22 protein-coding genes are annotated in these 26,842 nt (G+C 40.8%); 13 read left to right on the forward strand and 9 right to left on the reverse strand.

The window, feature by feature from the left end; all coding sequences use genetic code 11:
• Nucleotides 1-969: 969 nt before the first annotated feature.
• On the reverse strand, nucleotides 970-1,692 hold the full coding sequence (locus LA313_RS09500) for a DUF4294 domain-containing protein (protein WP_408641371.1): 723 nt from the start codon (nucleotides 1,690-1,692) through the stop codon (nucleotides 970-972).
• Between the two features lie 69 nt (nucleotides 1,693-1,761).
• On the opposite strand from LA313_RS09500, the gene LA313_RS09505 reads away from it, so the two are divergent.
• Nucleotides 1,762-2,850: a M42 family metallopeptidase gene (locus LA313_RS09505; protein WP_228914458.1), complete on the forward strand. Its 1,089-nt coding sequence runs from the start codon at nucleotides 1,762-1,764 to the stop codon at nucleotides 2,848-2,850.
• 116 nt (nucleotides 2,851-2,966) lie between these two features.
• Entirely contained in the window at nucleotides 2,967-4,061 is a 1,095-nt protein-coding gene (locus LA313_RS09510; RefSeq protein ID WP_228914459.1) for a DNA topoisomerase IB, read from the forward strand.
• Between the two features lie 131 nt (nucleotides 4,062-4,192).
• Here the strand turns inward: LA313_RS09510 and acs are convergent, their stop codons facing one another.
• Complete coding sequence (gene acs, locus LA313_RS09515) at nucleotides 4,193-6,100, reverse strand: acetate--CoA ligase (RefSeq protein ID WP_228914460.1); 1,908 nt, start codon at nucleotides 6,098-6,100, stop codon at nucleotides 4,193-4,195.
• A 188-nt stretch (nucleotides 6,101-6,288) separates the two neighbouring features.
• Between acs and LA313_RS09520 the strand changes: the two genes are divergently transcribed.
• Entirely contained in the window at nucleotides 6,289-7,218 is a 930-nt protein-coding gene (locus LA313_RS09520) for a DnaJ C-terminal domain-containing protein (protein WP_228914461.1), read from the forward strand.
• A complete protein-coding gene (locus tag LA313_RS09525; protein WP_228914462.1) occupies nucleotides 7,211-7,501 on the forward strand; it encodes a chaperone modulator CbpM in 291 nt (96 codons plus the stop codon). Before LA313_RS09520 ends, LA313_RS09525 begins: the two co-directional genes overlap by 8 nt.
• A gap of 82 nt (nucleotides 7,502-7,583) precedes the next feature.
• Here the strand turns inward: LA313_RS09525 and LA313_RS09530 are convergent, their stop codons facing one another.
• Entirely contained in the window at nucleotides 7,584-10,343 is a 2,760-nt protein-coding gene (locus LA313_RS09530) for a TonB-dependent receptor (protein ID WP_228914463.1), read from the reverse strand.
• Nucleotides 10,344-10,501: 158 nt separating this feature from the next.
• On the opposite strand from LA313_RS09530, the gene LA313_RS09535 reads away from it, so the two are divergent.
• On the forward strand, nucleotides 10,502-10,834 hold the full coding sequence (locus tag LA313_RS09535) for a hypothetical protein (RefSeq protein WP_228914464.1): 333 nt from the start codon (nucleotides 10,502-10,504) through the stop codon (nucleotides 10,832-10,834).
• A 236-nt stretch (nucleotides 10,835-11,070) separates the two neighbouring features.
• Here the strand turns inward: LA313_RS09535 and LA313_RS09540 are convergent, their stop codons facing one another.
• Nucleotides 11,071-12,015, reverse strand: coding sequence for a phosphoribosylaminoimidazolesuccinocarboxamide synthase (locus tag LA313_RS09540; RefSeq protein ID WP_228914465.1), 945 nt, complete (start codon nucleotides 12,013-12,015; stop codon nucleotides 11,071-11,073).
• Between the two features lie 57 nt (nucleotides 12,016-12,072).
• Nucleotides 12,073-13,026, reverse strand: a complete 954-nt coding sequence (locus tag LA313_RS09545; RefSeq protein WP_228914466.1) for a PhoH family protein — start codon at nucleotides 13,024-13,026, stop codon at nucleotides 12,073-12,075.
• A gap of 107 nt (nucleotides 13,027-13,133) precedes the next feature.
• On the opposite strand from LA313_RS09545, the gene LA313_RS09550 reads away from it, so the two are divergent.
• The 5 genes from LA313_RS09550 to dnaN all read left to right on the forward strand — a co-directional run bounded on the left by LA313_RS09550 (nucleotide 13,134) and on the right by dnaN (nucleotide 18,688).
• Entirely contained in the window at nucleotides 13,134-13,961 is an 828-nt protein-coding gene (locus tag LA313_RS09550) for an SAM hydrolase/SAM-dependent halogenase family protein (RefSeq protein ID WP_228914467.1), read from the forward strand.
• A 471-nt stretch (nucleotides 13,962-14,432) separates the two neighbouring features.
• Nucleotides 14,433-14,750, forward strand: coding sequence for a putative quinol monooxygenase (locus tag LA313_RS09555; RefSeq protein WP_228914468.1), 318 nt, complete (start codon nucleotides 14,433-14,435; stop codon nucleotides 14,748-14,750).
• A gap of 223 nt (nucleotides 14,751-14,973) precedes the next feature.
• Nucleotides 14,974-15,708, forward strand: a complete 735-nt coding sequence (gene gldF / locus LA313_RS09560; protein ID WP_228914469.1) for a gliding motility-associated ABC transporter permease subunit GldF — start codon at nucleotides 14,974-14,976, stop codon at nucleotides 15,706-15,708.
• Nucleotide 15,709: 1 nt separating this feature from the next.
• Nucleotides 15,710-17,386 (forward strand): gliding motility-associated ABC transporter substrate-binding protein GldG, encoded by a 1,677-nt coding sequence (gene gldG, locus LA313_RS09565; RefSeq protein WP_228914470.1) that lies wholly within the window; start codon nucleotides 15,710-15,712, stop codon nucleotides 17,384-17,386.
• A gap of 183 nt (nucleotides 17,387-17,569) precedes the next feature.
• Entirely contained in the window at nucleotides 17,570-18,688 is a 1,119-nt protein-coding gene (dnaN, locus tag LA313_RS09570) for a DNA polymerase III subunit beta (protein WP_228914471.1), read from the forward strand.
• Nucleotides 18,689-18,980: 292 nt separating this feature from the next.
• On the opposite strand, the gene LA313_RS09575 is transcribed toward dnaN, so the two are convergent.
• Nucleotides 18,981-19,319 carry a DUF4870 domain-containing protein gene (locus LA313_RS09575; protein ID WP_097057416.1) on the reverse strand — a complete coding sequence of 113 codons (339 nt, stop codon included), beginning with the start codon at nucleotides 19,317-19,319 and terminating at the stop codon, nucleotides 18,981-18,983.
• Nucleotides 19,320-19,611: 292 nt separating this feature from the next.
• Between LA313_RS09575 and mnmE the strand changes: the two genes are divergently transcribed.
• Both mnmE and LA313_RS09585 read left to right on the forward strand, forming a co-directional pair.
• Nucleotides 19,612-21,075: a tRNA uridine-5-carboxymethylaminomethyl(34) synthesis GTPase MnmE gene (gene mnmE, locus LA313_RS09580; protein ID WP_228914472.1), complete on the forward strand. Its 1,464-nt coding sequence runs from the start codon at nucleotides 19,612-19,614 to the stop codon at nucleotides 21,073-21,075.
• Nucleotides 21,076-21,242: 167 nt separating this feature from the next.
• Nucleotides 21,243-22,223, forward strand: coding sequence for a YihY/virulence factor BrkB family protein (locus LA313_RS09585; RefSeq protein ID WP_228914473.1), 981 nt, complete (start codon nucleotides 21,243-21,245; stop codon nucleotides 22,221-22,223).
• 158 nt (nucleotides 22,224-22,381) lie between these two features.
• Here the strand turns inward: LA313_RS09585 and LA313_RS09590 are convergent, their stop codons facing one another.
• Nucleotides 22,382-23,485 carry a fatty acid desaturase family protein gene (locus tag LA313_RS09590; RefSeq protein WP_228914474.1) on the reverse strand — a complete coding sequence of 368 codons (1,104 nt, stop codon included), beginning with the start codon at nucleotides 23,483-23,485 and terminating at the stop codon, nucleotides 22,382-22,384.
• A 390-nt stretch (nucleotides 23,486-23,875) separates the two neighbouring features.
• Complete coding sequence (locus LA313_RS09595) at nucleotides 23,876-24,382, reverse strand: DUF2141 domain-containing protein (protein ID WP_228914475.1); 507 nt, start codon at nucleotides 24,380-24,382, stop codon at nucleotides 23,876-23,878.
• Nucleotides 24,383-25,043: 661 nt separating this feature from the next.
• Between LA313_RS09595 and LA313_RS09600 the strand changes: the two genes are divergently transcribed.
• A complete protein-coding gene (locus LA313_RS09600; RefSeq protein WP_228914476.1) occupies nucleotides 25,044-25,511 on the forward strand; it encodes a CBS domain-containing protein in 468 nt (155 codons plus the stop codon).
• A gap of 133 nt (nucleotides 25,512-25,644) precedes the next feature.
• On the opposite strand, the gene LA313_RS09605 is transcribed toward LA313_RS09600, so the two are convergent.
• Entirely contained in the window at nucleotides 25,645-26,766 is a 1,122-nt protein-coding gene (locus LA313_RS09605; RefSeq protein ID WP_228914477.1) for an ATP-binding protein, read from the reverse strand.
• Nucleotides 26,767-26,842: the final 76 nt, after the last annotated feature.

The following is a 26,842-nucleotide window of genomic DNA, read 5'->3' on the forward strand; positions in this document are numbered from 1 at the left end:
CCTGAGCCAGGATCAAACTCTTCATCGTTAAATCTTATATACTTTAACAACTACTAAAGGAATTCCTCTTCTTCATCTCACCGAAGTGAGAATCAAAGCTCAAAACGTTCTTCTAGTCTTAATTCTTATTATTGCATTTGTTGTTAATGAAAACAACATACGCGCTGTCAATTCAATATGTCAATGAACTCCACCCCTCTGTCCTTCCGGACATCTCCCCTTAATAAGGGGAGAAACTTTTCCTGAAAACAGGAGGCGTTTCTTGTTGAAATAAAAGGAGTTGAACCTTTTCTGCTACTGCCCTACACCGGGATTTCTTTTCAGTATATCTTGTGAACTTTTGCTCTGTCTCAAAGCGGCTGCAAATGTACAACCTTTTTTAAACCCTGCAAGAAAAAAAATATTTTTTTTCAAATGCTTCGGAAGTTATTTTGTCGCAAAAGCGGATGCAAACTTACAACCTTTCCTGCTTAACTTCAAAAACTTTTTTTAAGAACTTTTTTCGACTTTAAAAGAACACATAATTATGTCTCTCAAAGCGGATGCAAAGATAAAACCAATTTCCTTTACAATCCAAGATAAAATTCAAAAAATTTTCAGAGAACTTATTTGCTTCAATCCTTTACTACAACTGGGCTAAGCTACTGCCTCCCCCATCTCGTCACTCCCTCTCAAAGCGGCTGCAAATATACAACCGAATTCCATTCCCGCAAGTCTTCAGCTAAACTTTTTTAAGGTTTTTTTGACATTTTTGAAAACCCCAAAACTAAGGTGCTGAAAATGACATTTTTGAGAGGTGATTTTTTTCCGTTAAAACTCTTCCAAAGTTTGAAACTTTGGAAGAGTTCCGTAAACCCGCGTTAGGGATAGCAGCGAAAATCCTTTTTGGGAAGCATGGACAAAAAGATTGAAGCGAATAGCCCGGCCCCATCCAAGCGGCAGCGAAGGCGGGGAAACGCCCAAAAAAAATTAGGACTTCCTGTCCCCTTTCTTAGGGGAAGACCATTTATCTGTAAGTTCGAGGAAATTATAATCCAGGGCCGAGGGTTGTTTCTCGAGCTGTTTTCCCTGGAAAGCTCTCTGTAAAATGTCTTCAATATAATAGTCCTCCTGGTTCCCGGCAGGATTGTATTCTTCCTTTAGTGAAATATCAAAGAAACTGGCAGAAGTGTTATACCAAAAAGCTCTCCATCCACTTTTGAGATCTTTTACCAAATCAAAGGTGGTGATCCCGGTTTGACGATGAACTAACTTCACAAGGATTTGACCTTCGGTTCTAGTTAATTTCTTTAATTCTGCCGAAAATTCGTTTTCAATATAATCCTGAACAATTTTCGTGTAACGTTTCCTGTCACGCCTGGACTTTATCTGGTCCAGCCTGCTGTTGAGCTCCACCAATCTTTCCGAAGCAAGTTTTGCGTAAGGGTAAACTTTTATGGTTTTTCTGCGAAGAATAAGATATTTTCGACGCTCAAGGTCATTGTCGAACTTCAATCTTCCCAGGATAAGCACTTCATCAAGGTCAATTTGTTTACGCGCGACCGTATCTCCTTCTATTATATAATACTCATAGTCCACAGTATCCTCCACAGGTTCTTCAACCTGTGCGAGAACAGACAATGGTGCGAACAAGAGAAAAAAGAATAAAAAGTTTTTCAAAATATTCGTTTTCAATACTTGAGCTAAAATCATTCCAAAATTACGTTATCTATAAATTGTCAGCTCTTTAAATCTTATTAAATTCGTCAAAAAGTAAAAGAAATGGGTCAGAAAGAAATTCTCACCGAGGAATCTGTAAGTTTTCTCGAACAGTATTTAAATAATGCCGCGCCTACCGGCTATGAGTGGGAAGGTCAAAAGTTGTGGATGAATTACATAGAACCTTATGTGGATGAATTCATAACGGACACCTACGGGACCGCTGTAGGAGTGATCAACCCCAAAGCAAAATACAAAGTAGTAATAGAAGGTCATGCCGATGAGATTTCCTGGTATGTAAATTATATTACCGACGACGGATTAATTTATGTTATTCGCAATGGAGGAAGTGACCACCAGATCGCGGCTTCAAAAAGAGTAAATATCCACACCAAAAATGGGATTGTAAAAGGAGTTTTTGGATGGCCTGCAATTCATACCCGTGACAAGGAAAAAGAACAAGCTCCAAAGCTGGACAACATATCTATTGATGTGGGTTGCTCCTCAAAAGAAGAAGTGGAAGCTCTTGGGGTACATGTTGGTTGCGTCATCACTTATCCCGATGAATTTTTTATACTTAATAAGGACAAGTTCGTTAGCAGAGCTCTCGATAATCGAATCGGCGGATTCATGATTGCTGAAGTTGCACGCCTGCTAAAGGAAAACAAAAAGAAATTACCATTTGGCCTATACATTACAAATTCGGTACAGGAGGAGATTGGTTTAAGAGGGGCCGAAATGATCACTCAGCGCATAAAGCCTAATGTAGCAATTGTGACTGATGTTACGCACGACACCACTACCCCAATGATCGAGAAAAAGACCAACGGCCTTACCAGGATCGGAGACGGTCCGGTTATTTCCTATGCGCCGGCGGTACAAAATAAGTTGAGAAATCTTCTCATCCAGACTGCCGAAGACAAAAAGATCCCATTTCAACGTATGGCATCTTCCAGAATGACCGGTACAGATACAGATGCTTTTGCCTACAGTAATGGCGGAGTAGCTTCGGCTTTGATCTCTCTTCCCCTGCGTTACATGCATACAACTGTAGAAATGGTGCACCGTAATGATGTGGAAAATGTAATAAGGTTGATCTATGAAAGTTTATTACAACTTAAAGATGGGGATACCTTCAGCTATTTCGAATAGCATTCAATAAAGACATTTTAAACCTCCTATATAAGGAGGTTTTTTATTTTCTGAAGTTTTCACATTTCTTTACAAGGCTGAATTAATGATGAAAGCTATATTTAGAAAAAAATTTCATGGTCCTTTCTTCAGAAGAAGTAGAAGTTCTTCTCTCTAACCCCGATATGACTGCCGAAAAAGCAAATCTTCAGTATATTTCTGAAGATGATCTGTGCATTGTTCGGCGCAAAAGAGGAAAGGGTTACCAATACTTGCAGGAAGGGGAACCACTTAAAGATGATAAAGCCCTCGATAGAATTAAAAAACTTGTCATCCCGCCCGCCTGGGAAAAGGTGAAAATTTGCCCTTTTTCAAACGGACATTTGCAGGTTGTTGGTCTAGATGCGAAAAAGCGGAAGCAATACATTTATCATCCCGACTGGACCAAGCTTCGTAATCTCACCAAGTTTTTTAAGATGACCGCCTTCGGCAAGGTATTGCCAAAAATTAGAGCACAGGTAGATAAGGACCTGGATAAAAAAGGAATGCCACAAGAGAAAGTATTGGCATTGGTCATTAGACTCATGGAAGAGACCCACATTCGAATAGGAAATGAATCTTATGCCAAACAAAATAAATCATACGGTCTTTCAACATTAAGAAGCCGACACGTACAGATCTCAAGAGGCGAACTTACTTTCAATTTTGTGGGCAAACGCGGAATTGAGAATACGGTTTCTTTACGCGATAAAAAATTAATAAAACTGGTCAATAAATGCGAGGAGATTCCGGGTTGGGAGGTTTTCAAATATATAGGTGAAGACGGAAAGAAACACAGTATTGATAGCGGAATGGTGAATCAATATATACAGGAGTTGAGTGGAGAGCTTTTTTCGGCTAAAGATTTTAGAACCTGGAGTGCTACCAAGATCTTTTTTGAAAAACTGAGGGAAACTGGGTTTAATGAAGAAGAAAAGCAGAACAAAAAGAACATATTAGAGGCTTACGACACTGCAGCCGAAGCATTGAACAACACCCGAAGTGTATGCCGAAGCTATTATGTGCACCCGCATGTAGTTCAATTATATGAAACAGGAGGAATTGTCCCCTATTTCAAAAAGGTGGAAAGAAAGCGCACCTCCAAACCAAACCTTTCCCAAACAGAGGAAGTCTTGCTGGAGCTTTTAAAAGATTTTGAAATAGAACTGGAAGAAAAAGAAAAAGCCTCTTAAAGGCTATTACTGCTCCCAAACTTTCCTAATAATTAGATGACCCCAGAACTTTTAAGCTCTGGGGTCATCTTTTCCAATGAATTCATAATGGCCATTTAAGTATAGAACTGATCCTGCAATTCTTAATTTGATTAAATTTTTGCTTCGGCCATTATTTCATCAACAATTTCAGGGTTAAGCAAGGTAGAAGTATCTCCCAGGTTTTCTGTATCATTGGATGCGATCTTCCTAAGGATCCGCCTCATAATCTTACCACTCCTGGTTTTTGGAAGTCCGCTCACAAATTGGATTTTTTCAGGTTTTGCGATTGGCCCCAGGCTTTGGGAAACAATGTCCTTGATTTCCTTCTCCAGTTCTTCTGAAGGTTCCACTTTATTATAAAGAATCACATACGCATAAAGGGCATTTCCTTTAACCTCATGGGGAAAACCGACTACAGCACTCTCTACCACGTGTTCATGTTCATCAATAGCATTTTCGATTGCAGCAGTTCCCAGGTTGTGCCCCGAAACTATTACTATATCATCTACTCTTCCTGTAATACGATAATTCCCGGTAGCATCACGATAGGCCCCGTCCCCGGTAAAGTACTTGTTATTAAAAGTGGAAAAATACACCTCTTTATAGCGTTGATGATCGCCATAAATTGTACGGGCAATAGACGGCCATGGAAATTTAATGGCCAGCCTTCCTTCCACCGGCTCACCTGTACTGGGGATTTCCTCTCCCTGTTCATCCATGAGTGCCGGTTGCACCCCGGGTAAAGGTAGAGTTGCAAACGTAGGTCTTGTAGGCGTGATCCCTGCCATAGGTGAGATCATTATTGCCCCGGTTTCGGTTTGCCACCAGGTATCTACCACAGGGCAATTCCCCTTTCCGATATTATCATTATACCAGTGCCAGGCTTCTTCATTTATCGGTTCTCCCACACTTCCCAGAACTTTTAGAGAAGAGAGATCATGGCTTTCTACAAAATTCAAAGGTTGTTTAGCCAGGGATCTTATTGCGGTTGGTGCAGTATAAAAGTGGGTAACTTTTAACTTATCTACAATATCCCAAAACCTACCGTAGTCGGGATAGCTGGGAATCCCCTCAAACATCACAGTGGTCGCACCAGATGCCAGTGGACCGTAGATGATATAGGAGTGACCGGTGATCCAGCCAATATCGGCCGTACACCAATAAATGTCATTTTTTTCAAGCTGAAATACATTCTGAAATGAATACGTGGTGCCAACCATATAACCTGCCACAGTATGAACCATACCCTTGGGTTTCCCGGTTGAGCCTGAAGTATAAAGGATAAACAACAAATCTTCAGCATCCATAACTTCTGCGGGACATTCTTTTTCGGCTTTTTGAAGCTCATCGAACCAGAACTTGTCCCTGCCCTCTTTCATTGGAGTAGGCTCCACCGTTCGCCGGTAAACAATAACTGTTTCTATGCCAGGTGTTTCCTCCAGAGCCTTATCGCACATCTCCTTTAAATTCACTTTTTTGGCACCTCTGTAAACCTCATTTGCTGTGATGAGCATCTTGCAATTTGAATCATTGATGCGGCGTGCAATAGCCGAACTGGAAAATCCTGCAAAAACAATGGAGTGAACAGCTCCAATACGGGCACAAGCCAGCATTGCAATAGCCAGTTCGGGGATCATGGGCATATATAGACATACCTTATCCCCTTTTTTAATTCCATTATTCTTCAGCACATTGGCAAAGTGAGACACTTTTACAAAAAGCTGCCTATAGGTGATATAGCGCGATTCTTCATCGGGATCATTTGGTTCCCAAATAATTGCGGTTTTGTTTCCCAGGGTCTCAAGGTGCCGGTCCAGGCAATTTTCGGTAATGTTAAGTTTCCCTCCCTTAAACCATTTCACTTCGGGTTTTTCAAAATCCCATTCCAGGGTGCTGTCCCATTTCTTTTGCCATTTAAAAGTTGTGGCTATCTCATCCCAAAATGCTTCGGGATCTGTAATACTTTTTTTATAAGCTTTCTTATAATCGGCGAAGCTGCGCAGTTGTAGATTTTCCATAATCTAAATTTAGGAAAAGCAGCTTCAAAAACAAATATTTAAAATTAATTGATTTCCAGGAAAGTATCTAAAAATGACATTTTTGAGAGGAATTATTCTGAAGTAATAAATCCAGGGAACAGCCTGTTTATTTTTTCGAATTATGTATCTTTAAAGGAGCAGAAGATTAAAAAACTTCATAAAAACCTATGGAATTCATCGATTATTACAAGGTTTTAGAGCTGGATAAAAATGCTACTAAAAGTGATATCAAAAAGGCCTACCGGAAACTGGCCCGAAAGTACCATCCCGATCTCAACCCGAACGATACTGCAGCGCAAAAGAAATTTCAACAGATTAATGAGGCCCACGAGGTGCTGATCGATCCTGAAAAACGTAAGAAATACGACCAGTACGGCAAAGATTGGGAACACGCCGAAGAATTTGAAAGACAAAAAGCTCAGCAGCAACAATATCAGCGGCAGTATTCGGGTGGAAGACCCGGTGGCTTTGGAGGCGCAGAAAGCTTTAGCGGTGGCGGATTCGAAGGCGGGGATTTTTCAGACTTTTTTGAATCCATGTTCGGAGGGGCACAGGGCGGCAGACAAAGGACAACCCGTTTTAGAGGGCAGGATTTTAATGCCGAACTACATATTAATCTTACTGATGTTTACCGAACCCATAAACAAACAGTTACCGTAAACGGTAAAAATATAAGGCTTACAATTCCCGCCGGGGTGGAAAACGGACAAACCATAAGGATTAAAGGCTATGGTGGCGAAGGAATGAACGGTGGACCTAACGGAGACCTGTTGATCACTTTTGCCATAAAAAACAATACATCTTTTAAGCGGGAAGGGAAAAATCTCTACAAGGATGTGGATCTCGACATTTATACTGCAACTTTAGGTGGTGATCTCACAGTGGACGCCTTTGACGGAAAAGTAAAATTAAATGTAAAACCCGAAACTCAGAATGGCACTACCGTTAAATTAAAAGGAAAAGGATTCCCGGTGTACAAAAAAGAAGGTCAGTTTGGCGATCTCTTTATCACATATAAACTAAAGATCCCAACCAATTTGAGCGGCAGGGAGAAAGAACTTTTACAGGAACTAAAAAAACTGCGAAAAAATGGATGACCGATATATTTCAATTATAGAGTTCTGTAACTGGCACCAGCTCGAAGTATCCTTTATTCATACTCTTAGGGAACATGACCTTATTCAAACCGTAGTAATTGAAGAAGATGAATATATTGAGCAGGAAAAGTTGCAGGACCTGGAGCGAATCATGCGCTTACATTATGACCTGGAAATAAACCTGGAGGGAATAGACGCCATTAACCATTTACTTGACCGGGTTTCGCAACTTCAGCAAGAAGTGAGAATCCTTCAGAATAAATTAAGAAGATTCGAAGAGTAAAGCTCTTGCCATTCAAAAAAGGTAAAAAATGATGTAAAAAAAGGGAGCCTTAGCTCCCTTCAGTTTTTATCGTAGCCATCATTTAAAACCCCTGGAAGGTAAGCGAAAGATAATACTGCTGGCCTATATAGCCTGTACCGTAAGCGGTATAATATTCATCACCTCCAATATTGGTAGCCCCAGCCTTGATAACCGAATTAACAGCCGGCAATGCATAGTTCACCTGGGCATCAACAACCGAATAGGCAGGAACCTTGCCATTGGCAAAACTTGCCTGCCACATGAAAGCATCACTCCATCTATAGTTAATCCCAAATCCAAAATTGTCAAATAAGTCTGTGTTACCAAAAAATAATTTCACTTTGTGTTCGGGTGTATTGAAATTGGTCTGGAAATCGGGTGCAGAAGATTGGTCGAAGTCTTCCTGGGCGTAGGTGTAATTAGCACCAAAGTCATAATCGCCGAATATTTTGGTAGTAAGTCCTAAAGAAGTTCCATATGACTTAACATCTGCGGGAGAATTTGTGTAAGTCTGGAAAACCCGGTAGTCTCCTTGTTGAAGCGCAAGCAATGACAATTGACTATCGCCAACCTGTCCATAAAATGGTACCAGCACATTCTCTGTAGAAATAAAATCTTCGTAAATATTATAATACGCATTGATATCCAGGACTACCTGTCCCAGCTTTCCTCGATACCCAAGTTCATAGGCCGTTACTTGCTCCGGTTTTACAAGCTCATTTTCTGCCGCCGCCGGGGCCCCGGCTTGTACAGAAGCTACAGAGAAAGAATTTTCGTAGGCGTTTCTTCCTGAAATTTCGGCTGTAGGGCTTCCGGTTACAGCAGCTCCTGTTGCACTTAATTCGAAGGTCCTCACATACCTGTCAAGGTTATCTTCTGCTGAACCTACAAGAATTGCCCTACCTACATCAAGACCTATAAAAAGATCCTGAGTAGTTGGGTACCTGAAACCAGTTTGAACCGATGCCCTAAAGTTATGTTCTCTTGAATCCCCTGCTGTATAACCAACTGAAAGTCTTGGGGAAAAATTGCCTTCAAACAGTTCGGAATCATCATATCTAATGCTTCCGGTTAACTTTAGGCGCTCATCTATAAATTTCTTCTGAACCTGTGTGTAAATACCGTATTCAGAATAGCTGATAGGACCATCATAATCTGTAAAAATAGTTCCGGAGGAATTTAAACGGTATTCCCTGAAGGAGCCTCCCACCTGTACCTCGGCGATGTCACTTGTGAGGTGTGTAAAATTGTAATTTGCATCAACATGTCGAATTTGAGAAGCATCTGTAAATTGTGAACCTGTAAGGAGATCAGAATCTGTAGTAACTTCATCAAAAGCCTGTTGAAATTCGGCAGTACCGGGTTCAAATCTACCAGTTTCGGCCACCTGTCTGGCTACCATATGCGCCTGATCCTCTGGAGCACCCTGGCTTCTTGCCTGTACAAAAGCCCCGGCATACTGGCCAAACCACTGTTGATCTGTTTTCCAACGTCTGTTGACATTGATCCCGGTGAACCGGATGTCATAGGAATCACCCGCATCTTCATCGGTAATATAACCTCTAACAAAGAAATTATTGTTTTGCACCTCCAGTTTATGCTGTTGTAGAAAGAAATCTTTTAAAGCATACCTGTTTCCTCCCTGGTAGATAGTACTTCCAAAACCGGCTTTTCCAAGATAGCTAATCTCGAAATCATCGGCAAAAGGACGAAAATGTATGGCAGCATCAAATTTCACGCTTTTTGCTTCATAATCTGTGAGATCCTGTTCTGCATATCCTGTTCGACTTACAGCTTCATCTGGTAATAATGCCACGGCCTCTTCGGGTATTAATCCGGCAGCAGCAAGTCCCTCTCCCACTACCCGAATGTTTGTACTCACTTCATCACCGTAGATGTTTAATCCATCATAGTTGGGATGCATTCTCGTTCTACCGGGGTTTAGGACATCCTCCTGGCTTGTTGCAAACCAGTCTGTCCCTTCTAAGTATGAAAAATTTACTTTTGCCGCCCACTTATCTGAAAACTTGTGAGCCAGTCTAACACCAAAATCATAAACCGGGTTGGTGCCGGCGGCATCCTGAGAGGTGAATCCCTGTTTGTAGTAGGCACTAATTCCCGGAAAATCGAACGGATTCTTACTCTTCATAAAGAGAATTCCGTTAAAAGCATTAGCTCCATAAAGGGCTGAAGAAGCTCCTGGGAGAAGTTCCACGCTGTAGACATCAAGCTCGGTCATGCCCAGTAAATTCCCCAGAACAAAGTTCAAAGCCGGCGACGAATTATCCATACCATCCACTAGCTGTACGAACCTCGGATTATTAAAGGTTGCAAAACCTCTGGTATTTACCGACTGGAAAGTTAGGCTGTTGGTATTAATATCCACACCTTTCAGGTTCTCCAGTCCGCCGTAAAAAGATGCAGAAGGAGTATTCTGGATCTCTTTTAACCCATAATGCTCAATGGTTACCGGGGATTCAAAGATCCGCTCTGGTGTACGCGAAGCTGAAACTACGATTTCATCCAAAGAAGTACCCTGATTAAGAACAATTTCAAGGTTGGCATTGTTCTCGGTCACCTGGATTCTCTTCTCTTCGTATCCCATACTGGACACGGCCAAAGAAAAAGGAGGGTCCTGAGTGACCACAAAGGAAAATTTCCCATCAAGGTCTGTGGCCGTACCCTGGGTAGTTCCAAAGACAATAATGTTTACCCCCGGAACAGGAGAATTGTTGCTGTCCACTACCTTTCCAGAGACGGTTGTCTGGGCCAGGGAAGTGAAAAAACCAAAAATGAAGAAAATGAAAAATAATGGTTTCATACCTGATAATTAATAAGATTAGTCTTGTGAATATAACATAATTATCTAATCCTTAACACTAAACATAAATTTAACATAGTAATTGTTTTAGATTTTACAGATAAAAGGCGTCACTTTTTAATTACTTTTACAGGAAATTTAAAAACGTACCTACTATCATGAAAACCCTCACATCAATTTTCTTTGGAAGTTTACTCGTTATTTTCACAGCTACCTGCAGTAATATTTCAAAAGAGGAAGACAAACCGGCTTCAGCTATTAATGAAACAACTATGGAGATCACAGGCACCATCCAGGAACAGGGAATAACTTCTTACCAGTACGGTACGCATACCATTACTACTACCGGGGATGAGTATTATGCCCTAAAAAGTGAGGCAGTAGATCTCAATGATTATTTAGAAGTAAAAGTCACTATTGTGGCCGAAAAAATTGAAGGTTATCCGGTAGATGGTGGACCGGAATATCTTTTAGTACTGGAAGTGAAATAAAGTGCGGAGTTAGACCTACGAAGTTAGAAGTACTACCTTTTAAAAGTGGTCAGTGGTCAGTGGTCAGTGGTCAGGAAAATTTGAAATCCTGTACAATACCCCTAAAACACTAAAAGATTTCTCGTCGCATCTCCTTTCTACCGAAAGAAGATGCTCTGTCGAAATGACAATGCTTGATCATGTCAGGCAAGAGTAATTAGGTGCCTTTTTAGAACTCCTAACGCCAAGACTCTTAATTAGCGCAGATATTCGACCACATTCTTCTCAATCCTCTCTTCAATATTGGAAATATCTGCCTTCATAAATTGGTCTCCTGTTATTTGTTCGTAGAGCTCGATATACCTTTCCGAAACTGAGTTGATGTATTCATCACTCATCTCAGGGATTTGCTGTCCTTCTTTTCCCTGGAAACCATTCTGAATTAGCCACTGCCTTACAAATTCCTTTGAAAGTTGTTTTTGAGGTTCTCCCGAAGCCAGTCGATCAAGATATCCTTCAGCGTAAAAGTAACGGGAAGAATCGGGAGTGTGGATCTCGTCAATTAGCACTATTTCACCTTCAGAAGTTTTTCCGAATTCGTACTTGGTATCCACCAGGATAAGACCATTATCTTTGGCCAGTTGGCTGCCGCGAAGGAATAGTTGTCGCGTATACAATTCAAGAGTGTTGTAATCTGCTTCAGAAACAATGCCTTTTTTAAGGATCTCTTCCCGTGAAATGTCCATGTCATGTTCTCCCGATTCGGCTTTTGTGGTTGGAGTAATGATGGGTGCGGCAAAAGCTTCATTTTCCTTCATCCCTTCGGGCATATGTACCCCGCAAAGACTGCGTTTGCCACTTGCATATTCACGAGCCGCATGGCCGGTGAGATAACCACGAATGACCATCTCTACCTTGAAAGGTTCACATTTTTGCCCAACTGCAACATTAGGATCTGGGGTAGCCTGTAACCAGTTTGGCACAAGATCTTCTGTGGCCTTCATCATTTTTGTAGCAAGTTGGTTGAGAATTTGCCCTTTGTAAGGAATTCCTTTTGGCATTACTACATCGAAAGCCGAAAGTCTGTCGGTCACTATCATGACCAGCCGGTCATCTTCAAGCGTATAAACATCCCGCACTTTTCCTTTGTAAACAGCCTTTTGACCGGGAAAATTAAAATTTGTAGAGGTAATGGTATTCATCAAATATGTTTTTATTTATAAAGACCCCACAGGTGTGAGGTCTCAAAAATGTCATTTTTATTCAGCGTTTTCTATGCGTTTGTATGCAGCGATAATCTTCTTCACCAGCTTATGGCGAATCACATCTTTATCATCAAGATGAATTATCCCTACCCCATCTACATCCTGAAGTACCAGGATCGCTTCTTTAAGGCCCGAAACTACTCTTTTTGGAAGGTCGATTTGCCCGGGATCTCCGGTGACCATGAATTTGGCGCTTTTCCCCATCCGGGTAAGGAACATCTTCATTTGGGCGTGAGTAGTATTCTGAGCTTCATCCAGGATCACGAAAGCATGATCCAAAGTTCTACCACGCATAAAAGCCAGTGGTGCGATCTGTATGACTCCTTTTTCGATATAACTCTCCAGTTTTTCATGAGGGATCATATCACGCAGCGCGTCATATAGCGGTTGCATATAAGGATCCAGTTTTTCTTTTAGGTCCCCGGGTAAAAATCCAAGATTCTCCCCTGCTTCCACGGCAGGTCTGGTAAGGATGATCCTCTTTACCTGTTTCTCCTTAAGGGCTTTGACAGCCAGGGCTACTCCTGTATAAGTTTTTCCTGTCCCTGCAGGACCAATGGCAAAAACCATGTCATTTTTCCTCATGAGCTCCACCAGGCGACGTTGATTGGCCGTCTGCGGCTTGATCATCCTGCCGCTCACTCCATGAACAAGGACTTCACCGCTTTCATTGGAAGTGTCGTACTCTTCCCTGCTTTGGCTGGTGAGGACCCGCTCAATCGCATTTTCATCTAATCGGTTGAACTTTCCGTAGTGGTCGATCAACATATTGAACCTCCTGTCGAATTCTTCGAGCATTTCCTCGTCTCCGTAGATGCGAAGTTTATTGCCTCTTGCCACAATTTTTAGCTTCGGAAAATATTTCTTCAGCAGTTCAATATGAGAGTTTTGTTCTCCGAAAAAATCCCTCGGACTTATTTCAGAAAGTTCAATGATAAGTTCGTTCAAAAGCGACCGGATTTAATTTAAAAAATGAGTTAATTATCTTTAGATTTGCATTACAAACTTAAATAAATAAAGGTTTAAGTTAGGAAAAATATTATTAGAAATTGCCCATGGCCATAATTACCTTAACGACAGATTTTGGGGAAAAAGATCATTTTGCAGGGGCAGTTAAAGGAGCAATTTATACCGAATTACCTTCGGCAAGAATTGTGGACATTTCCCACTCTATCGCTCCCTTCCATATTACAGAAGCTTCCTACATCATAAAAAACGCCTACAAAAGTTTTCCTGAAGGCAGTATCCATATAATCGGGGTGGATTCAGAATTAACACCTGAAAATAAGCACATTGCCCTAAAACTTGACGGGCATTATTTCATTTGTGCCAACAATGGAATCCTTTCTTTAATTGCTTCGGAATTTGTGGCAGAAAAGATCGTGGAGATAAACATACATGACAAAGTGCAGAGCAATTTTCCCGTGCTTGATGTTTTTGTAAAGGTAGCAGGACATCTTGCCCGCGGTGGCACCCTGGAAGTTATTGGAAAACCCATTCCCGAAATCAGACAACTGAAGGAAATGGAACCCCTGATCAACCCCGAACAAAACCAGATCAAAGGTAACGTGATCTACATTGACAATTATGGAAATGTGGTCACCAATATTCCGAAAAAGCTGTTTGAAAAGGTGGGGAAAGGCCGTAGATTTAGTATGAGAGCCAGAACGGCTACTTTTAACGAGATCTATAGCACCTACAGTGAGGCCATAAATTTTGATACCGATATGATCAACCGGGAAGATGGCAAGAAACTGGCCATCTTTAACTCCGGCGGATATATTGAACTTGCGATCTATAAGAGTAACCCGAGTACGGTAGGTAGTGCCTCAACCCTATTTGGATTGGAATACAGAGATACGGTGACGGTGAATTTTGAGTAGATGTGAGTTGCGAGTTGCGGGTTGCGGGTTACAAAATTTTCGTTTTGCCCCTTCCCTAAAGGGAGCCGAAAATTTTGAATTAGATTTGAAAGGTTACCCGTAACTTGTCAGGCTGAGCCCGACCGCAGGGAGGAAAGTCGAAGCCGGCTTGGAAAAAGAGCCAAGAAACAAGAACCAGGAGCCAAGACTTAGATGAGTTGGAATTGGTGCTTGGAAATTGATGCTTTTCCAAATTGTCAGGCTGAGCCCGACCGCAGGGAGGAAAGTCGAAGCCGGTTTGGAAAAAGAGCCAAGAAACAAGAACCAGGAGCCAAGACTTAGATGAGTTGGAATTGGTGCTTGGAAATTGGTGCTTGGAATTTAGAATTTAGGGCTTGATTGCAAAATTTTCGTTTTATCCCTTCCCTAAAGGGATCCGAAAATTTTGCCTGGCTTTTTTGAGCTTGTTAATTGCTAATTGTAAATTAAAGAATGTTAGTACGAATAGTAAAAATGACTTTTGAACCTTCAGAAACCGAAGCTTTTCAGAAGTTGTTTGAAAGGAATAGAAATAAGATAAGAGGTTTTGAGGGCAATGAGTTCCTGGAGCTTTATCGCGATAAGAACAATAAAAACATATTTTTCACGTACAGTTACTGGAAAGATGAAGAGGCGCTGGAAAATTACCGTGTATCTTCACTTTTTAAAGAGGTATGGAGTGAAACAAAGAAGATGTTCTCGGCTAAACCTGAAGCCTGGAGCGTGGATAAGGTTTGGACCTCCGGTCCAGTAGACAGTTCGCAGGAATAAGTTGGCAGTAGGTCACTTAAGAAAATCAGGAGTCAAGAGTCAAGAGTCAAGAGACAAGACTTTTAGGATTAGTGTTTGTTGGTTGGAATTGGAATGCGATATGGGTTGATGCCAAAGAAGAGACCTCCCGACTCGGCTCGAGGTGACATTGCAATAAAATTTAGAACTTAATGCCCGGAATTTTTTATTATACTTTAATCCTTTAACATTAAACATTTACAAGTTGTTTGCAATTTTAAAGAAAGAAATAAACTCATTTTTCGCCTCTCCCATAGGCTACCTGGTTATTGGACTTTTCCTTGTGGTCAACGGGCTATTTCTCTGGGTTTTTAAAGGGGATTACAACATTGTTGACAGCGGTTTTGCCAATCTTGAACCTTTTTTCACCCTGGCCCCATGGATCTTTCTTTTCCTCATTCCCGCCATTACAATGAAAAGCTTTTCCGAAGAAATAAAGCAAGGGACCCTAGAATTACTACTCACAAAACCATTAAACACTTTAGAGCTCGTTTTGGGCAAATATTTTGGTGCACTTTCCCTGGTGATCCTGGCTCTTTTACCAACCTTATTATATATTGCGGCGATTTACTCCCTTGGCCGGGCAGAGAACCATCTGGACTGGGGAGTACTCATAGGATCCTACTTTGGACTTTTATTTCTTGGAGCCTGTTATACAGCTATAGGAATTTTTGCATCTATACTTTCTCCAAATCAAATTGTGTCGTTCATCCTGGCAATTTTCCTTTGCTTTATTGCCTATTTTGCTTTTGAAGGCATTGCAAATCTTAACTTGTTTAGCAGTAGATATTTTAGTGTTGAAGACCTAGGGCTTAGTGCACATTATGAAAGCATAAGCCGCGGGATCATTGACACCAGGGATTTAATTTACTTCCTAAGTTTGATCTTCTTTTTCCTGGCCCTCACAAACCTGAGTCTCAACAACAAAAAACTATCCTGAAGTGAAGTTTCAAAAATCACATTTTTCAAAGGCTTTTTTGTTGCTGCTTATAATTGTAGTGATCAATGTAATCTCCTATAATTTCTACGGAAGATTTGACCTCACTGCCGATCAACGTTATACCCTTTCTGAAGCCTCAAAAGAGATCATTTCCAAAGCTGAAGCTCCTATAATCGTTGACGTCTTTTTAGAAGGAGAATTTCCACCAGAGTTTAGAAGGCTACAGGCAGAGACAAGACAACTGCTGGAAGAATTTGCTGCAGTGAATCCGCAGATCACATTCCGGTTTACAAATCCGTTGGAAGAAGGAGGAAATGCCAATGAGATCGCAACCCAATTCTACGATATGGGGATGACCCCGGCACGTATTAATGTGGTTGAGAACGGCCGAACCAGTGAAGCCATTGTATTCCCTTGGGCTATGGCCAATTTCGGAAAAAATTCTGTTGCTATTCCCTTACTAAAGAATCAGCTGGGGGCAACTACCGAAGACCGCGTTGCAGCCTCTGTGCAGCAACTGGAATATGCTTTTGCCGATGCTTTTTCAAAGCTTCTGGAGCCAAAACGCAAAAAAATTGCTGTGATGCGGGGCAACGGGGAATTACAGGACCGTTATATAGCCGATTTTGTAAAGAGCATTCAGGAATATTATTACATAGCTCCTTTTACACTTGATTCTGTGGCTGCAAATCCGCAGGGAACATTGGCGCAGCTAAAGGAGTACGATCTTGTAATAGACGCCAAACCTACAGAACCTTATACCGAAGCCGAAAAGCTGGTGCTGGACCAGTACTTAATGAACGGCGGGAAACAACTGTGGCTGGTTGAACATGCAGCCATGGAAACCGATAGTCTTTTCTCTCCCGCAGGCACTGCTTTTGCCCTGCCGCGCGACCTCAATCTTGGAGATTACTTTTTCAAATATGGGCTGCGTATTAATCCCACTCTGGTAAAAGATCTTTATTCAGCGCCAATCATTCTGGCCACCGGCAGTGGAAGTGAAGCACAGTTCAACCCTTATCCCTGGTTCTATTATCCGCTTTCCTCCTCGCCTTCAGCTCATCCAATCGTCAATAATCTGGAAGCGGTGAAATTTGAATATGCCAGTCCTATAGACATCCTGGAAAACAGCATTCAGAAAACGGTTTTGCTCTCTACTTCCCCCCGTACTGCCGTGGTTGGACTTCCGCGGGAGATAAGCCTGGAGGAAATTACCGCTGAACCCGATCTTTCTGAATTTGCTTCAGGAGAGCAACCTTTGGCAGTAATGCTGGAAGGAGAATTTAAGTCGGTTTATGAGAACCGGGTGCTGCCTTTTGAGTTGGATAACTTCCGAAGTAAAAGTAAAGAGACAAAAATGCTGGTGATAAGTGATGGTGATATGGTAAAAAACCAGTTACAGCAAGGGCAGCCTCTTGCGCTTGGGTTTGATCGATTTACAGGAACTACCTATGGCAACAGGGAATTTTTACTCAACGCCGTAAATTACCTCCTGGACGACAGGGGCCTTTTAAACATTAGAAGCAAAGAGGTGAAAATAGCATTTTTGGATCCCGAAAAAGTGGAAGAATCAAAAGGCTTTTGGCAGGTGATGAACATATTGCTTCCGCTTGGTCTGCTGGCTTTGTTTGCAGGACTTTTCGGGCTGGTAAGGAAGAGAAAATACACCAGGAAGTAAAATGCTTCCCCAAAAAGGGTGGTTTATTAACAATTCCGGAGCTATTAAAAAGATAAAGTGCTGAAAATGGCATTTTTAGGAGGTATTTTCAACGATTTACTGTTAATAAAAAATACCCGCTGCTTTCCTGCTTTTTAAAGGATTAGGATATATTTGTATCAAGATTAACTTATTACCAAGCCAATGAAATTTATTGTATCGAGCACATATTTGCTGAAACAGCTACAAATACTCGGGGGAGTGATCAACAACAACAACACCCTGCCCATCCTGGATAACTTTCTTTTCGAACTAAATCAAGATGAACTCACAGTTTCTGCGTCCGACCTGGAGACTACTATGTCTACGAAACTTACCGTGGAATCTGACTCTGAAGGGAAGATCGCAGTCCCTGCGCGTCTTTTGCTCGAAACTTTAAAGACTTTTCCGGAACAGCCTCTAACTTTTGTGGTAGAAGACAACAACACTATTGAGCTTAGTTCCAACCATGGAAAATATGCCCTGGCATATGCCGGTGGCGAGGAATTCCCCAAAGCGGTAAGTCTGGAAGAACCCAGTAGCACTACCATTGAGGGAGATGTACTGGCAACAGCAATTAGTAAAACCATTTTTGCTTCGGGAAATGATGATCTAAGGCCTGTCATGAGCGGGGTCTTCTTTCAGTTTACCCAGGACCATCTTACGTTTGTAGCTACAGATGCTCACAAACTTGTAAAATACTCCAGAAATGATATTGCAGCTTCGCAAAATGCTGAATTTATCATGCCTAAGAAACCTTTGAACCTTTTAAAGGGAATTCTTTCAGGATCAGATTCTGAAGTGCTTATTGAATACAACGAATCGAATGCACGTTTTACTTTTGAAGATACTACTTTGGTTTGTCGTCTTATCGACGGAAAGTATCCAAATTATGAAGCTGTGATCCCTAAGGAGAATCCAAACAAGCTGGTTATTGACCGCGGACAATTCCTTAGCTCTGTAAAAAGGGTTTCTATCTTCTCCAACAAAACAACGCACCAGGTACGTTTGAAGATCGCCGGAGCAGAATTGAATATTTCTGCGGAAGATGTTGATTACAGCAACAAAGCCGAGGAGCGTCTTACCTGTTCATATCAGGGAGACGATATGCAAATTGGTTTTAACTCCCGTTTCCTTACTGAAATGCTTTCCAACCTGAACGCAAATGAAGTACAACTGGAAATGAGCCTGCCAAATCGCGCCGGAATACTTACTCCCGTTGATGGTCTGGATGAAGGAGAGAAAGTGACGATGCTGGTAATGCCGGTAATGCTGAATAACTAAAGCTGCGCTTTAGTTATAGACCGCTGCGCTGTTAGATCGATTTGCTGTTAGATATTAGATCGCTGCCTTTGGCAGCTGTTAGACTAAAAAAACACCCTCTGAAAATGTCATTTTTCAGAGGGTATTTTTTTAGTCTTCTAATCTTTTTTTTCGCCCCTACAGGGACTGTCTTTTTTTCTTAAAGATCTTCTATAATCATTTTCCCCGGGTTATGTAGTTATAAAGAAAAACCTACAAGATCAGGAAAAAGACCTTGTAGGTTTAATTTTAACTGACCACCGTCCACTGTCCACTATTTAATAATCTCTATCGACAAAGGATAAGAAGGTATCTCACCGTTATTGACCTTGATCGCGTTAAGGATAGGGAAAACTATAGCAATAATTCCGATTCCTATTAGCAACAAGATCCCAATTCCGAATAACAGGATTAGCGGTATGGAGATAATCGAATAGATAAAAATAGAGATCTGGAAGTTCAGGATCATTTTTCCATGGGCGTCCATCCCTAAGACCTTGTCCTTTTGGGTAAGCCAAATCACCAGCGGAACAATAAATCCACCAATCCCGGTCACCAGATCCAGTAATTGACTAAGGTGCGTAAGCATTAATAACTGTCTGTCTTCTCTCATAATAGTTGCGTTTGAATATTCCATTTTTTGATTTGATTGATGATTGTCTAACAAATATACGCTTTAATATAGTACTATGTTATAAAAGATACGTAAAAATATTTTTCCTTTTACGGGTTGCGGGTAGAAAAAGAATCAAGAGTCAAGAGACAAGAGACAAGACTGATCTACGAAAACTCAAAGTTTAGTGTTTTTTTCTTGTTGCGGGTTGCGGGTTGCGGGCACCACTCCAAAGTCTCAAGTCTCAATTCTCACATCTCCTGTCTAACATCTAATTTATTACTTTTGCAGCATGAAATTAAACGACAACATCGTAGCTCTTGCAACACCTTCGGGAGCGGGTGCTATAGCGGTTATACGGGTTTCCGGGCCCGAAGCGGTGAAGCTGGTAGCACCTGTATTTGAAGCTAAAAGCAAAAAAGATCTGCAGGAACAACTTTCTCACACACTACACCTGGGAAATATTGTGGACGGCGAGCGTATTATTGATGAAGTACTGGTCTCGGTTTTCCACGGTCCGAAATCTTATACGGGTGAAAACACCATTGAGATCTCCTGTCACGGGAGCCCATATATTCAGCAAGAGATAATTCAGCTGATGATACGCCGAGGTTGTCGTGCTGCCGAAGCCGGGGAATTCACCCTGCGTGCCTTCCTTAACGGAAAGATGGATCTGAGTCAGGCAGAGGCGGTGGCCGATCTTATTTCTTCTGAAAACCAGGCGAGCCACCAGATGGCCATGCAGCAAATGCGCGGCGGATTCTCAAATGAGATCCAGAAGCTGCGGCAGGAACTGCTGAATTTCGCTTCCCTCATAGAACTGGAATTGGATTTTGCAGAAGAAGATGTGGAATTTGCCAACCGGGATGAATTCAAGAACCTGGTAAGTAAGATACAGCAGGTGTTGAAACGGCTTATCGATTCCTTTGCCGTGGGTAATGTATTGAAAAACGGAATACCCGTTGCCATTGTGGGGGAGCCCAATGTGGGAAAATCCACCTTGCTTAATGCTCTTTTAAACGAGGAACGCGCGATCGTTTCCGAGATCGCCGGCACTACCCGGGACACCATTGAAGACGAGATCTCTATTGGCGGAGTGGGCTTCAGGTTTATAGATACCGCAGGGATCAGGGAGACCAAAGATGTGGTGGAAAGCATCGGGATCAAACGAACGTTTGAGAAGATAAGTCAGGCGCAGGTTGTACTGTACCTCTTTGACGCCTCCCGTCTCTATGGTCCTAAACCTGATACAGGATACAAACCCGAACGTCATCCTGAACTTGTTTCAGGATCTCAGCAACCCCCTGCCCCTACCGTAGAGCAGATCAAAATTGAAATTGAAAAGATCAGGAACCAGTTTCCGCAGAAACCATTGGTGATCCTGGCCAACAAGATCGATGAGTTGAATGGGAAGCAGAGAGAAAATCTCAGATCTCAAATCTCAGATCTCACTACTATCTCCGCCAAGAGCGGAGAAGGTGTCGAAGAACTTCAACAAAAACTGCTGCAATTCGTGAATACCGGCGAGTTGCGCAACAACAACACCATCGTTACCAACAGCCGACACTACAACGCGCTGCTCAGCGCCCTGGAAGAGATCAACAAGGTGCAGGACGGTTTGAACAATGACCTCTCGGGAGACCTGCTGGCGATCGACATCCGGGAAGCGCTCCACTACTTTGGCGAGATCACCGGCGAGATCACTAATGACGATCTACTGGGGAACATTTTTGCTAATTTTTGTATTGGCAAATGATTTCACGTAAATGGTTATTGACCACTTTGGAGTTATCCCGCTTTTTTTAATATAATGCCGTTATCCAAACCTCTAGATAAATAGGTTTTAAAGGACGATAATTTAAGGATATATAACAAGATTTAATTTTTTATCTTTTATGGTTATTAACTTTTAATCTTAGCATTATGGGTATTACATCAACAGGCGAAAGAGGTCATAACGCCGAAAAACCGACACAAATACTAAAAAAAGGATGGAAAGATATTGCCTTACGAGTAAAAGACCGGCTGACAAAGGATCATGTAACCATAGTTTCAGCTGGAATTGCATTTTATTTTTTCCTTGCAATTTTTCCCGCTATTGCAGCTGCTTTATCCATATATGGACTGCTAATGGAACCGGTACAGGTAGAGCAGCAGATGAGTCAAATAGCAAATGTCCTTCCTGAGCAGGCGCACCAAATGATAAGCAATATTTTAAAACAGCAATCCGAAAAGCCGGGATCATCCCTGGGCTGGAGTTTAGTTTTGGGTATATTGATCAGTATCTTGAGTGCCAATAAAGGTATAAAGTCCGTTTTTGAAGGAGTAAATATTACATATAATGAAATAGATGAACGTGGCTTTTTTAAAAAAAATGCTATTACCCTTCTTTTTACCATAGGGGGCATTATTATCGGTTTTATTGCTATTGCAATGGTTGTGGCTTTTCCAGCATTTATCGGTAAGATTGGTTTATCTTCAACATTAGAAACCATTATTCAATTATTACGCTGGCCCATACTTGGAGTGATAGTCATGTTTGCGCTGGCCGCGGTATATAAAGTTGCACCCCATCGTGAAATTCCTCCATTCAAATGGATTAGCTGGGGAGCAATTATAGCTACAGTGCTCTGGCTTGGAGGATCGCTGCTTTTTACACTTTATGTAAAGAATTTTGGCAGTTTCGATGAGACCTATGGCAGCTTTGCAGCAGTAATTATCCTTATGCTGTGGTTCTTTCTTACGGCATTTATTATCCTCCTCGGTTCAGAAATTAATTCTGAAATGGAACACCAAACGAGCCGGGATATTATAACCGGTGAAAATAAACCCATGGGACAGCGTGGGGGCTATCATGCTGATCATGTTGCCGGAGAAAATAACGGAAAAAAGAAAAGGCAGTAAACACAAAAAATATAAGTTAATACCAGGCTCGACAGTGATCGTTCAATATATTTTACAGATTTTCCTAACAATGCCAACTTAGAAGGCCAGTAGGCCAATATGATCTTATAACAGTAATAACAGATGTCCCGTCTAAGCTTACGGAAAAGAATTCAGATTTAAACTGAAAGTGCGGGTTTGGCCCCTATAGCTTTCAAGTGCTGAAAATGCGCTTTTATAGCGGCTCTCATAGTTTCATATTCATTATACGGCAAATTACAATCCCTGGCAGTTTTTTTTACTATTTCTGCTATTTTATTGTAATGGATATGGCTGATGTTTGGAAAAATATGATGCTCTACCTGATGGTTGAGCCCTCCTGTGAACCAGTTCACAAGTTTGTTATTGGTGGCGAAATTAACAGTGGTATAAAGCTGATGAATGGCCCAGGTATTTTTCATAGATCCCGTTTCATCCGGTAAAGGCATTTCGGTTTCCTTTACAACATGAGCAAGCTGAAAAACTATGCTCAAAATAAGTCCCGCGGTGTAATGCATCACGAAAAATCCAATCAAAACTTTCCACCAGGCGACAGAGATAAAAAACATCGGAATCGCGATCCAGATCGCAAAATAAATCAATTTTGTTATCGCAATAATACTCCATTGCCTCCTTGCACTTGGTAATTTACCATAAGAAAGTTTTTTCGCAAGATATCTTCTGGTTTGTTTAAAATCAGTGGTAAGTGCCCAGTTGAAAGTCATCAGCCCATACAGGAAAACGGCATAGTAATGCTGAAACCGGTGAAATCTCGACCATTTGGCATGCCGGGAAAAACGAATAATTCTCCCAGCATCAAGGTCTTCATCGTGGCCATGAATATTTGTATAGGTATGGTGTAAGACATTATGTTGAACCTGCCAGTTATATACATTTCCGGCTAAGATATAAATCGTGCCCCCCATAAATTTATTAATCCAGTTTTTAGAGGAGTAAGATCCGTGGTTTCCATCATGCATCACGTTCATTCCAACGCCAGCCATGCCGACTCCCATAACCACAGTTAATACCAGCATCCACCATTGGGAAATGTCAAGAGTGAGTAGAAGAAAATAAGGAGCCAGGAACAGACTGAACATTGCCGCAGTCTTAAGATATAACTTCCAGTTTCCCGTTTTCGGGATATTATTATCCTTAAAATACGAATTTACGCGCTTGTTGAGAGTCCTGAAAAATTTTGTTTTATCGGTTCGGGAAAATCTTATAGTATTAAGATTTTTCATATCATATAGATTTATGGAATTCTACATTTTCTATTTGTCACATGATTTTTGAAGTAGAGTATAGAACTTGTTTAAATTCAGAGAGAGAACTTCATGCTAATAACAGGTATATTAAAATAGAATAAAAATATCAAAATTACAAGTTTTTAGGAAGCCTAAATATTGATAATCAAAATTTTACGCAAATATAAATAAGGAGGATGCTGATGTTCATAACATTGGTAAAAAGCGGACGACCTATATCGTGCTGCGAAATTTTATTATCCCATTCTTTTGCCTGAAAATATTGCCCCCCTTACCTTTTAAGGCAACAGGTTTTTTATTTCCTTTTACTCAAACTTTACCAACAATCTTCGCAATTAGCAGGAGAACTATTTTTGAAGCCAAATTTTAATAGTTCAGGTCTATAATCATTTGCAGATCTCCTCCATCATATGTGAATTCAGCGTCAGAAAAGGAAGGAGCACTTAATGAAACTTCGGCACCACTGGAAAAGCCATAGCCTTCTTTAGGTATACCCAACCAATTGGTTTCCAGTTCGCCGTCGTAATTTTCATCATGGATTACGACAATGGCGTATCTTCCCGGTTTGATATCTGAGAACTCAAAACTCGCATCTTTTCCTTTTATTTGTGTTATCATGACTTTGGATGCGAATCTCAGGAATTTTTTGGGGAAGCCTTCAGGGGAATCAAAAATCGCACAAGCGATAACTCCGGTATTGTTATCAATGTTTTGAATTTTTACATTAATGGCAGGACATTCCGCCTGAGCAAATCCATTTGATGGTACCAACAAGAAGCTCAGAGCAAACCAAAAAACTAATTTTTGGAAAATCCGGGACGATTCACATGGGCAGATTCTTTGAAAAAACGATTTGATAAGTGAATTATTCATGATCCTAAGAATTTTAAATACATATCTACAAGATGTAAAAAGGATCTAAATGGAAAACATTCTTCTCAAATTTAGCCTAAACAAACCTTTTTAATTACTCATACATAATAACATATAATATACAAAAAATCCTGAAGTATCTTCTGGGTGATAGTCCGAACACCATTAAATTCAGTTTTGTTGTGGATTGATTGTGTAACTGCTGGTGCTGGTGGCTCAAAAAAGGATTAAAAACCTGGGCCTATTTCAACATGATTTCCGTGGTGCGCCTACATCTGATGAGTTAGAATAATTAACGGCTGATATCTTCTACTTTTCTTCAATCACTCTTAAATTTCACCTAAGTACCTGAATCAAAAGAACCAAAGCAAGGCTGTAATAAAGCCTAAGAATATAAGGACTATAAAAAATTTATTGGAATGCTTAAAACAAAAGGAATAAATGTACTTCTTTTTCATATGGATAGTTATTACTTCCGGCAGACAAAAAGAGAGGGGGATATCCATTTGAAAGAGGTGGTTTGTACTATTTAGTCGTAAAGTAATATAAAGATTACATATTTTTTAACAAATAGTAGAAAATATTTCCCAATACCGCTTGAATAATTTATGAAACAATAAAATTTGCCTATTTTAAATACTCATTCTTAAAATAGGAAACCATGGGTATAAAAAGTTTTCAAGGCAGAAAGGTAGAAAAGGAAAAAATCGAGAGTAAAGCGGTAAGAGTAGCAGATCATATGGTTAGAGATATTATCACCTTCCGAACTGACCAGACAATTTATGAAGTAATGGAACTCTTAATAAAAAATAATATTTCCGGTGGATGCGTTGTGGATGAAAAAAATAATCTGTTAGGAATTATTTCAAAGGGAGATTGCTTAAAACATATTTCTGATTCTAAATATTTTAATATGCCAATAGATGATATATCTGTTGAGAAACGTATGACCTCCAACCCCCAGACAATTGATGTAGAAATGAGTCTTTTGGATGCAGCCAAAAGATTTGTTGAAAATCATTTCCGCCTATTTCCAGTAACAGAAAGGGGTAAATTGGTGGGGCAGATAAGCGAGAGCGAAATAATACAGGCAGCCTTGAATTTGCGAGGTCAGAATTGGCACTCTTAGACAATCTTTACCTTCCTGTTAAATAAGGCTTTTAATGGCCTTAAAAGATAAAACTGTCATACATCAAATTCTGGACGCTTTAACAACTGCCCTTGTCTACCAATTGTAGGTTCCGCATGGAAAATAAATAAAATTATCGTCTTGGAAGAGTTATTTTAAAAGTGGTGCCTTTTTCTTCAGTGCTTATTAAATTTATCTGTCCTTTATGCCCGTCTACTATTTGTTTTACGATGTACAAACCAAGACCATAACTCTCCTTTTTCCTGTGATCTCCATTAGTCTTAGTTACCATTCCTTTTGAAATCATATCTTTTATTTCCTCCGGTACTGGCGAACCTTCATTATGAACTTTAAAAAATGCTTCATTGCCTTTAGCAGAGATATTTACTGTAACAGGGCCTCCCGGTTTTCCGTGACGCAGAGCATTAGTAATTAGATTGGTCATTAATTGATCCAGCTTCACGACATCCCACTCCCCCTGTACGGGACCCGGAGACTGAATAATTAATTCGGCTTCAGGGTAAGCTAATTGCACTTCCTGAACAATCTTCTCACTTTGTTCCGAAAGATCAACCGGGGCTTTATGGATCTTCATTCCGCTTCCCAACCGCAAATCTGTTAATTCCAAAAGATTATCTATTAATTCTGTCATACGTTTTACACTGGAACCCGCTCGTCCAAGTAAAGATCTTTCTTTTTCTGACAAATTTTTAGATAACTTGAGAATAGACTGCACGCCCGAAATGGCAGCAAGAGGATTGCGCAAATCATGTCCCACAATACCCATAACCCAATTCTTTCTTTCATCTACCTTATCCTGGAAACGGTCCAGGGAAATTAACCACAATTCGTCAACGGCTTCATTAAATCGTATCATGTCATGGAAATCAGTTTCCCACTCCTCTGTCTTGCTATTTATTTCCCACAGTCGCAATACACTTGCCCTTAGAGCTCTAAATTCCGAGCTTAATTCCATAGCGTCAAAACCTTTATCTGCCCGCTGTTCACCATGTTGATTAGCAGCCTTGCTTTCGCCAGATGACATATTCTTATTCCCTTTAGATTTTTTTTCCTGCTGGGCATCAGTTTCCGAGGTTTCCATGCTTTCTACAATCCTTTCAAGCATTTGTTTGATATGGTCCCGCACCTCCTCAAGTTGCATTTTATTGACCCCACTAATATTATCCTGGGCAAATTTCACCCATTCGTCGGTAATCTCTTCTGTATGTTTCTTAATAAATGGAATGAACTTCATATATCATGTTTGTTTGGTCATCAATATAAAGTTTTTAATGGATTTCTCTCTATTTTGATCTTTTTCCAGTGGATCA

The organism is Salinimicrobium sediminilitoris, assembly GCF_020866905.1.
Taxonomy (GTDB): Bacteria; Bacteroidota; Bacteroidia; order Flavobacteriales; family Flavobacteriaceae; genus Salinimicrobium; species Salinimicrobium sediminilitoris.

Bases quoted from the DNA above. Each gene is read 5' to 3' on its own strand.
- LA313_RS09540 (WP_228914465.1), bottom strand. From the start codon at position 12,015: ATGAATACCATTACCTCTACAAATTTTAATTTTCCCGGTCAAAAGGCT.
- LA313_RS09530 (WP_228914463.1), bottom strand. From the start codon at position 10,343: ATGAAACCATTATTTTTCATTTTCTTCATTTTTGGTTTTTTCACTTCC.
- LA313_RS09595 (WP_228914475.1), bottom strand. From the start codon at position 24,382: ATGAATAATTCACTTATCAAATCGTTTTTTCAAAGAATCTGCCCATGT.
- LA313_RS09535 (WP_228914464.1), top strand. From the start codon at position 10,502: ATGAAAACCCTCACATCAATTTTCTTTGGAAGTTTACTCGTTATTTTC.
- dnaN (WP_228914471.1), top strand. From the start codon at position 17,570: ATGAAATTTATTGTATCGAGCACATATTTGCTGAAACAGCTACAAATA.
- LA313_RS09590 (WP_228914474.1), bottom strand. From the start codon at position 23,485: ATGAAAAATCTTAATACTATAAGATTTTCCCGAACCGATAAAACAAAA.
- LA313_RS09555 (WP_228914468.1), top strand. From the start codon at position 14,433: ATGTTAGTACGAATAGTAAAAATGACTTTTGAACCTTCAGAAACCGAA.
- LA313_RS09575 (WP_097057416.1), bottom strand. From the start codon at position 19,319: ATGAGAGAAGACAGACAGTTATTAATGCTTACGCACCTTAGTCAATTA.
- LA313_RS09505 (WP_228914458.1), top strand. From the start codon at position 1,762: ATGGGTCAGAAAGAAATTCTCACCGAGGAATCTGTAAGTTTTCTCGAA.
- mnmE (WP_228914472.1), top strand. From the start codon at position 19,612: ATGAAATTAAACGACAACATCGTAGCTCTTGCAACACCTTCGGGAGCG.
- LA313_RS09600 (WP_228914476.1), top strand. From the start codon at position 25,044: ATGGGTATAAAAAGTTTTCAAGGCAGAAAGGTAGAAAAGGAAAAAATC.
- acs (WP_228914460.1), bottom strand. From the start codon at position 6,100: ATGGAAAATCTACAACTGCGCAGCTTCGCCGATTATAAGAAAGCTTAT.
- LA313_RS09550 (WP_228914467.1), top strand. From the start codon at position 13,134: ATGGCCATAATTACCTTAACGACAGATTTTGGGGAAAAAGATCATTTT.
- LA313_RS09525 (WP_228914462.1), top strand. From the start codon at position 7,211: ATGGATGACCGATATATTTCAATTATAGAGTTCTGTAACTGGCACCAG.
- LA313_RS09520 (WP_228914461.1), top strand. From the start codon at position 6,289: ATGGAATTCATCGATTATTACAAGGTTTTAGAGCTGGATAAAAATGCT.
- LA313_RS09605 (WP_228914477.1), bottom strand. From the start codon at position 26,766: ATGAAGTTCATTCCATTTATTAAGAAACATACAGAAGAGATTACCGAC.
- LA313_RS09510 (WP_228914459.1), top strand. From the start codon at position 2,967: ATGGTCCTTTCTTCAGAAGAAGTAGAAGTTCTTCTCTCTAACCCCGAT.
- LA313_RS09585 (WP_228914473.1), top strand. From the start codon at position 21,243: ATGGGTATTACATCAACAGGCGAAAGAGGTCATAACGCCGAAAAACCG.
- LA313_RS09500 (WP_408641371.1), bottom strand. From the start codon at position 1,692: ATGATTTTAGCTCAAGTATTGAAAACGAATATTTTGAAAAACTTTTTA.